5 protein-coding genes and 4 pseudogenes are annotated in these 7,574 nt (G+C 46.2%); 7 read left to right on the forward strand and 2 right to left on the reverse strand.

All coding sequences use genetic code 11. From position 1 onward, the window contains the following. Positions 1–450: 450 nt before the first annotated feature. Positions 451–627 (forward strand): annotated as a pseudogene (locus ACU8YC_RS24390) (Rpn family recombination-promoting nuclease/putative transposase); the annotation flags it as partial. 57 nt (positions 628–684) lie between these two features. Here the strand turns inward: ACU8YC_RS24390 and ACU8YC_RS24395 are convergent. Continuing rightward, on the reverse strand, positions 685–1,389 hold the full coding sequence (locus ACU8YC_RS24395; protein ID WP_446895893.1) for an IS6 family transposase: 705 nt from the start codon (positions 1,387–1,389) through the stop codon (positions 685–687). 65 nt (positions 1,390–1,454) lie between these two features. On the opposite strand from ACU8YC_RS24395, the pseudogene ACU8YC_RS24400 reads away from it, so the two are divergent. From ACU8YC_RS24400 to ACU8YC_RS24425, 6 genes and pseudogenes are all read left to right on the forward strand, one after another. Continuing rightward, positions 1,455–1,608: pseudogene (locus ACU8YC_RS24400) on the forward strand (hypothetical protein); the annotation flags it as partial. A gap of 203 nt (positions 1,609–1,811) precedes the next feature. After that, positions 1,812–2,939: a porin gene (locus tag ACU8YC_RS24405; protein ID WP_446895894.1), complete on the forward strand. Its 1,128-nt coding sequence runs from the start codon at positions 1,812–1,814 to the stop codon at positions 2,937–2,939. A gap of 75 nt (positions 2,940–3,014) precedes the next feature. Next, positions 3,015–4,409 (forward strand): glutamate decarboxylase, encoded by a 1,395-nt coding sequence (locus ACU8YC_RS24410; RefSeq protein WP_370608260.1) that lies wholly within the window; start codon positions 3,015–3,017, stop codon positions 4,407–4,409. A 32-nt stretch (positions 4,410–4,441) separates the two neighbouring features. Then, on the forward strand, positions 4,442–5,983 hold the full coding sequence (gene gadC / locus ACU8YC_RS24415; protein WP_370608240.1) for a putative glutamine/gamma-aminobutyrate antiporter GadC: 1,542 nt from the start codon (positions 4,442–4,444) through the stop codon (positions 5,981–5,983). 16 nt (positions 5,984–5,999) lie between these two features. Further along, a complete protein-coding gene (gene glsA / locus ACU8YC_RS24420; RefSeq protein WP_446895895.1) occupies positions 6,000–6,938 on the forward strand; it encodes a glutaminase A in 939 nt (312 codons plus the stop codon). 216 nt (positions 6,939–7,154) lie between these two features. Next, positions 7,155–7,247 (forward strand): annotated as a pseudogene (locus tag ACU8YC_RS24425) (IS6 family transposase); the annotation flags it as partial. Positions 7,248–7,323: 76 nt separating this feature from the next. On the opposite strand, the pseudogene ACU8YC_RS24430 reads toward ACU8YC_RS24425, so the two are convergent. Then, positions 7,324–7,574: pseudogene (locus ACU8YC_RS24430) on the reverse strand (DNA adenine methylase); the annotation flags it as partial.

A 7,574-nucleotide genomic window follows, 5' to 3' on the forward strand; every position in this document is an offset into this window, starting at 1 on the left:
CTCTGACAGCCTGCAGAGCCGTACACCCGGTCTGCGCGTGTGAGCCGGAGGATGGCTGTTTTACGGCAGTCCGTTTCGCGGGCAGGATATATCTCCGCGCCGTAACCGGAAGACGGTCACGGTAAATCATGTCAGACGCCGAGAATAATGAACCGGCGCGTTCTGCACATTGTCCGGCATCATATAAAACGTCAGTCCGGGAAAAATGACCTGACGTTATTGTCCCGCCCGGGGAAGGACGGTTTTCGAAGGATAATCATGTTGTCACGCAGTACCGCCGGGACGGGCCTGCAGAAACAGGACATCAGGCTCCGGAGAAGGCTGATCCACTACAAGACCGAACCACCCCGGCACCGCTCCCTTAAGGAATGGCAATTCCGTTCACCACCAATATTAGCTTTTTCCGGGCTGTGATAACATATCCGGGTCATTTCTCAGAGCCCAGGACTGATGAAGAAGAAACCAGGTACACCCACACCCCATGACGCGACATTTCGCCAGTTCCTGGCTAATCCCGATGTGGCCCGTGACTTCATGATGTTACATCTCCCGGCTGAATTACGCGCACTGTGCGATTTGAATACGCTGAAACTGGAGTCCGGTACCTTCGTTGAGGATGACTTACGTCAGTAGGCACTGTTGCAAATATGAAGTTGGACAAGACTCCGGCCTCATAATAAAGACCTACATTTCAAAGACTCTGCTCACCAGACGCATCTCGCCCAGAGGATGGCCAAAGTAAAATGATTCGGCCTGACCTTTGCGTAGTGCACGCATTACTTCAATGCCCTTAATCGTGGCGTAAGCCGTTTTCATGGATTTAAATCCCAGCGTGGCATTGATTATCCGTTTCAGCTTGCCGTGATCGCACTCAATCACGTTGTTTTGGTACTTTATCTGTCGGTGCTCCACCTCCGGCGGGCATTTTCCTTCGTGCTTCAGCAACGCCAGTGCCCGCCCGTATGTCGGTGCTTTATCGGTATTAATCCGCCGTGGAATTTGCCAGCGTTTCGTATTATTAAGGAGTTTTCCCATAAAGCGGTATGCGGCTTTACTGTTTCGGCGTGAGGAGAGATAAAAATCAATAGTACGACCTTTGCTGTCGACTGCGCGGTACAGATAAGCCCATTTTCCGTTAACTTTGATATAAGTTTCATCCAGATGCCATGAGCTAAACCCGGAAGGCTGACGCCAGTACCAGCGGAGACGTTTCTCCATTTCAGGGGCATACCGCTGAACCCAGCGGTAAAGCGTGGTGTGGTCGACGCTGACACCGCGTTCGGCCAGCATCTCCTGTAATTCACGATAATTGATGCCGTATTTACAGTACCAGCGTACCGCCCACAGAATAATGTCACGACTGAAATGCCGGCCCTTGAATACGTTCATGATTAGTGTCACTGGTGAGAAAGACAGCAAATTTTATCAGCGTTGCGATCTTTGCAACAGTGCCCTTGTCTCTTTATCTCAGCCAGTTATTACCGAAATTACAACAGCATTACCATTATCTTATTTTTTTAGATTAAAGATCTTGAGTCTCAGTTGAAACAACAACTGGACGAGGATGAGGTAGGGAGACGTTTACTGAGCACTCCCTGTTTCGGAACAGAATAAATCCTTAGACTTAAAAAACTATAATTAATAATTAATTCCTGGTTGTGAAATCATTACCCTCTTTAATTTCAGTTAAATCATGATGTTGAGAACCATATCTTGACACATGGTTTTTTCTTATTCTTGCGAAATGTTAAGTGTGTGTTTAATATTTGAATATAAAAGATCAGCTTAAGCATCAAAAGAAGTGGAATTTCATGAGAAAAGAATTTATATACTCTGGTTGTTTACTTGTTGTTTTCAATGTAAATGCAACGGAAATCTTTTATAAAGACAAAGCAAAACTTGAGCTGTACGGCAAAGTAGATGGCCTTCGGTATTTTTCTGATGAAAAATCAGAAGGTGGTGACATGAGTTATTTTCGCATGGGGTTCAGAGGGGAAACAAAAATAAACGACAAAATGACTGGCTATGGAAGGTGGGAATATAACATTCTGACAAATCAGACAGAAGATACTGGCGATAATGCGTGGACACGTCTGGCTTATGCTGGACTAAAGCATCATTTATGGGGATCTGTTGATTACGGCAGAAATTATGGCATTCTGTATGACGTTGAGGGATATACAGACATGCTACCTGAATTTGGCGGTAATTCTTATACCCAATCAGATGTGTTTATGACCGGGCGTACTCATGGGGTATTGACTTATCGTAATAAAGATTTATTCGGTCTTGTGGAAGGTTTAAATATCGGTCTGCAATATCAAGGAAAAAATGATAACTCATCGGACTGTGGGGACTGTTCTGCCCCGGCGCTTGCCAGACAAAATGGCGAAGGTTATGGTGGCTCTCTCTCTTATGATTCTGAAATGGGTATCAGCATTGCGGCATCTCTGGCTGTCTCAGACAGAACAAAAGAACAGAAAGAAGAGCATAACCATAATGTTCAGTTCAGCAGTGGAGATAAATCCAGAGCCTGGTCAACAGGTATGAAATATGATGCTAATCGTGTTTATATGGCAGCTATGTATGCTGAAACACGAAATATGACAACCTATGGGATTGTTGACAGTAACGACAGAGGAGGAGTGGCAGGAGAAACACGTAATATCGAAGTTACCCTACAATATCAGTTTGACTCAGGGGTAAGACCAGCTCTTTCTTATATCGCATCGCATGCTAAAAAAACCCACTCTCCATATGGTGATGAAAAATATCTCGTCAGATATGTTGATGTCAGCACGACATATCACTGGAATAAAAATATATCCACGTATGTGGATTACCAGATAAATCTTTTGGATACTAATGATGCTTTTTATTCTGAAAATGGCATTGCGACTGATAATATAGTTGCGGTTGGCCTTGTGTATCAGTTTTAAATTAGCCTTGCACTTTATCAATCTGTATTCTTGTTTGTAGTAAAAAAATCTCAAAATCAATACCAAGGAGTTGTTATGAAAAAACAAAACTCTAACAATAGAGAGTATCTTGATTCAAGATTTGGTACTCCATCTATTAATACTATTGCAGAATCTCATCATTTTCCGAATCAGGAGATTCGTGATGATATTGCATTTCAGATCATTAATGATGAGCTGATGTTGGATGGTAATGCCCGACAAAATCTGGCGACATTTTGTCAGACCTGGGATGATGAATATGTACATAAGTTGATGGATATATCGATCAATAAAAACTGGATAGATAAAGAGGAATATCCGCAATCAGCAGCCATAGATATGCGATGCGTCAATATGATGGCCGACCTGTGGAACGCCCCTGTTCCACCGGAGGGACAGGCTACCGGTACTAATACTATTGGTTCTTCAGAGGCCTGCATGCTCGGTGGGATGGCCATGAAATGGCGCTGGCGTGCCAGAAGACAGGCTGAAGGAAAACCAACAGATAAACCCAATATCGTCTGTGGACCTGTACAGGTTTGCTGGCATAAATTCGCGCGTTACTGGGATGTCGAAATTAGAGAGATCCCTATGGAGCCAGGCAATTTGTTTATGGATCCACAGCGCATGATCGCCGCCTGTGATGAGAACACTATCGGTGTTGTACCGACCTTTGGTGTAACCTACACAGGAAATTATGAGATGCCGGATAAACTCAGTCAGGCTCTGGATGAACTCCAGGCCCGTACGGGCCTGGATATTGATATACATGTTGATGCGGCCAGCGGGGGGTTTCTTGCGCCTTTCTGTGCGCCTGATATTGTCTGGGATTTTCGTCTGCCAAGAGTGAAATCTATAAGCGCTTCCGGACATAAATTTGGACTTGCACCGTTAGGTTGCGGCTGGGTTATCTGGCGGGATGCGCAGGCATTACCAGATGATTTAGTATTTAACGTTGATTACCTGGGGGGAAAAGTTGGCACGTTTGCGATTAATTTTTCCCGACCTGCCGGGCAGGTTATCGCCCAGTATTATGAGTTTTTGCGTCTTGGACGTGAAGGTTATAACAAAATTCATACTGCCAGTTATCAGGTTGCACAGTATTTAGCCGCCGAGATTAACAAGCTCGCCCCCTTTGAGTTTATATGTTCTGGTGACCCGCAACAGGGGATTCCTGCCGTATGCTTCCGCATTCCTGAAGGTGATGCACGGAAGTACAGCCTCTACGATCTCTCAGAGCGTCTGCGTTTACGCGGCTGGCAAATACCAGCATTCGCGCTGAATGGTCAGATGTCTGATGTTGTTGTCATGCGCATTATGTGTCGACGCGGATTTGAAATGGATTTCGCTGAACTCATGCTGGAAGACTTCCGTAACGCACTGACCTGGTTAGCAGAGAATTCTCACGCAACAGGTTCAGCCTGCCAAAACAGCTTCAATCATTCCTGAACGGCATCTGCAAATAACCTGGACATATCACTATGACTGACGCAACAACACGCAGTACTTCGCGACAGACGAAAAAACTGGGATTTCTCACGCTGGCAGTAATGAATATCGTTGCTGTTGTAAGCTTACGTGGTCTTCCTGCCGAAGCGGTATACGGCCTGAGTTCCATTTTTTATTATCTTTTCGCTGCTGTATTTTTCCTCATTCCCGTTTCGCTTGTCGCAGCCGAACTGGCGACAGGCTGGCCGGAGAAAGGCGGAGTTTTTCGCTGGGTAGGGGAGGCGTTTGGTCCCCGCTGGGCGTTTCTGGCCATGTTTATGTTGTGGATTGAGGTTACCGTTTGGTTTCCTACAGCACTGACATTTGCGGCTGTATCACTGGCATTTATTGGCCCGGATCAGAGCTGGGACCAGGCATTATCAACCAATAAATTTTTCGTACTGTCTATTGTTTTATGCGTCTACTGGCTGGCAACATTCATTGCTTTCAAAGGCGTGGGTACATTCGCAAAAGTCTCTCGTTGGGGAGGGATTATCGGCACAATCATTCCAGCCATAATATTAATTGTTCTGGGGTTTTCGTATCTTCTCTGGGGAGGGGCATCGCAAATAACACTTTCCTGGGATGAAGTCATTCCCGATTTTACCCACTTTGACAACATCGTTCTGGCGGCAAGTATTTTCCTGTTCTATGCCGGTATGGAAATGAATGCCATTCACGTTAAAGAGGTTGATAATCCGAAAAGAAATTACCCAATAGCGATCATGTTGGCGGCGTTGGGAACTGTGGCTATTTTTGTTTTTGGAACGTTAGCCATTGCATTTATTATCCCGCAATCCGATATAAATCTGACACAAAGTTTACTGGTGGCTTTTGATGATATGTTCCGCTGGGCGCATATGGAATGGCTTGGACCGGTTCTTGCCGGTGCTCTGGCTATTGGTGTGCTTGCTGGTGTAGTGACGTGGGTAGGTGGACCAAGTTCCGGTTTACTTGTTGTTGCAAGGGCTGGCTATTTGCCGCGTTGGTGGCAGCATACCAACAAAAATGATATGGCCACGCACATTTTGCTGCTTCAGGCGCTCATTGTTTCGTTCCTTGCTATTTTGTTTGTGGTCCTCCCTTCTGTTCAGGCTGCCTATCAGATAATGAGCCAGCTGACAGTTATCCTGTATCTGATAATGTACATCCTGATGTTCAGTGCTGCCATTTATCTGCGTTACAGTCAACCTGCGCGGCCTCGTCCTTATCGTATACCCGGCGGCGATATGGGTATGTGGATTATTGGTGGTGCAGGACTTATTGGTTCGCTTCTTGCGTTTGTATTCAGTTTTATTCCGCCATCGCAAATCGCGGTCGGAAGCCCTGAAGCATATGTTTCCATTCTGATTGTCCTGACATTGTTTTTCTGTGCGTTGCCATTATTTATCTATCGATTCCGCAAACCACACTGGAAGGATGAAAACAGCGATTTTGCCCCTTTCACCTGGCAGGCTGAAGGCGGACATCCCGGAATTCAGACGAATTCATCCGTACACACCAGCGATGTTGTGACGAAAACGTCATCTCATTAGAACAGGAAGGAAAATGATGAAATTCAATGCACGAACTATCAGAGGGGCAGTAACGCGAGCACATTCAGATTATGCTGCTCTGGAAGGTGGAAAGAATGCTGATTATATCCCCTTCCTGGCGGGAGTCCCCTCATCTTTGGTGGCGGTGGCAGTCGTGACGCATGATGGTCAGATAGTGAGCTGCGGTGATAGTGAATATCGCTTTGCAATAGAATCTATTTCGAAAGTGTGTAGTCTGGCACTGGCGCTGGAGGATGTTGGTTCTGACGTTCTCCACGAAAAAGTCGGGGCAGATCCTACCGGACTTCCCTTTAACTCTGTATTAGCGCTGGAGTTGCATAACGGTAAGCCATTATCGCCACTAGTTAATGCTGGAGCAATGTCGACAGTGAGCCTGATTGATGCCATCGATAAAGAGGAGCGATGGCAACGAATACTTACGATGCAACGTAATCTCGCGGGTAAGGGCATCGCCTTATCTGATGATGTTAACCAGTCGGAACAAAGTACAAATTTTCATAATCGTGCTATTGCCTGGTTGTTGTATTCTTCCGGAGCAATGTATAGCGACCCCATGGATGCCTGCGATGTGTATACACGTCAGTGTTCTACACTTATCAATACTATTGAGCTTGCGACACTTGGCGCTACGCTTGCATCAGGGGGAATTAATCCTCTCAGCAGGCAACGAATACTGAAAAAAGAAAATGTTCCCCCTATATTGGCCGAGATGATGATGGAAGGCTTGTATGGTAGTTCAGGAGACTGGGCTTACAGTGTCGGTTTACCCGGTAAAAGTGGTGTTGGCGGTGGGATTGTTGCGGTTGTTCCCGGTGTGATGGGTATTGCAGCTTTTTCGCCACCTCTGGATGAGGCGGGTAATAGTGTCAGAGGACAAAAAATGGTGGCTTCTGTAGCAAAAGAGCTGGGATATAATCTGTTTAACTGCAATTAAAATTATGTCATTTCCTGTTTTTGATATGTCCATTCAACAGCTTAGACAGGTAAATTATAGACGACAAGAAGCTTAGAGTTATTGCGGCGGGACTGGCTAAAGGCCTCAAAACAGAGGCCGATCTCAATCACTTTTCCCGCATGCTGACAAAATGGCACTGTTGCAAAGATCGCTGCACTGATAAACTTTCTTCCCATCTTCGCCAGTGACGCACCCATGAGCGTATTTAAAGGCCGGTATTTTCAGCGAGACATCATCCTCGGGGCTGTAGGCTGGTACTGCAAATATGGCATCAGCTATTGTGAACTGTAGGAAATACTGGCCTCATCAGACCTGTCAATATGAGTTCACCGGAAGCATACGTTTCACTGCAAACACAACACGCTCAGTACAGGGTACCGGTCAGCTCACTCACCGCCACTCTTGCACGGCCGTCTGCCGACACGGAACGGTTCACATTCTGCGCGCTCAGGTTAAACGCCCCATACAGCTGCCGGCTGAGCGGTGTATCCCCGGAGGAAATCACCACCGGTGAACCGGTCTGCTGATGAATCTCCTGTAGCCGGGTGACCAGCCGCTGATGATGGGCCGGCGTGAAAACCTGTCCGTCATACTGCGTGAACGCTGACGTGTCAC

The sequence above is a fragment of the Citrobacter sp. VF227 genome, from assembly GCF_052950715.1.

What these genes read in the sequence shown, in the direction of transcription:
- ACU8YC_RS24395 (WP_446895893.1), bottom strand. Translation starts at nt 1,389, where the DNA reads ATGAACGTATTCAAGGGCCGGCATTTCAGTCGTGACATTATTCTGTGG.
- ACU8YC_RS24405 (WP_446895894.1), top strand. Translation starts at nt 1,812, where the DNA reads ATGAGAAAAGAATTTATATACTCTGGTTGTTTACTTGTTGTTTTCAAT.
- ACU8YC_RS24410 (WP_370608260.1), top strand. Translation starts at nt 3,015, where the DNA reads ATGAAAAAACAAAACTCTAACAATAGAGAGTATCTTGATTCAAGATTT.
- gadC (WP_370608240.1), top strand. Translation starts at nt 4,442, where the DNA reads ATGACTGACGCAACAACACGCAGTACTTCGCGACAGACGAAAAAACTG.
- glsA (WP_446895895.1), top strand. Translation starts at nt 6,000, where the DNA reads ATGAAATTCAATGCACGAACTATCAGAGGGGCAGTAACGCGAGCACAT.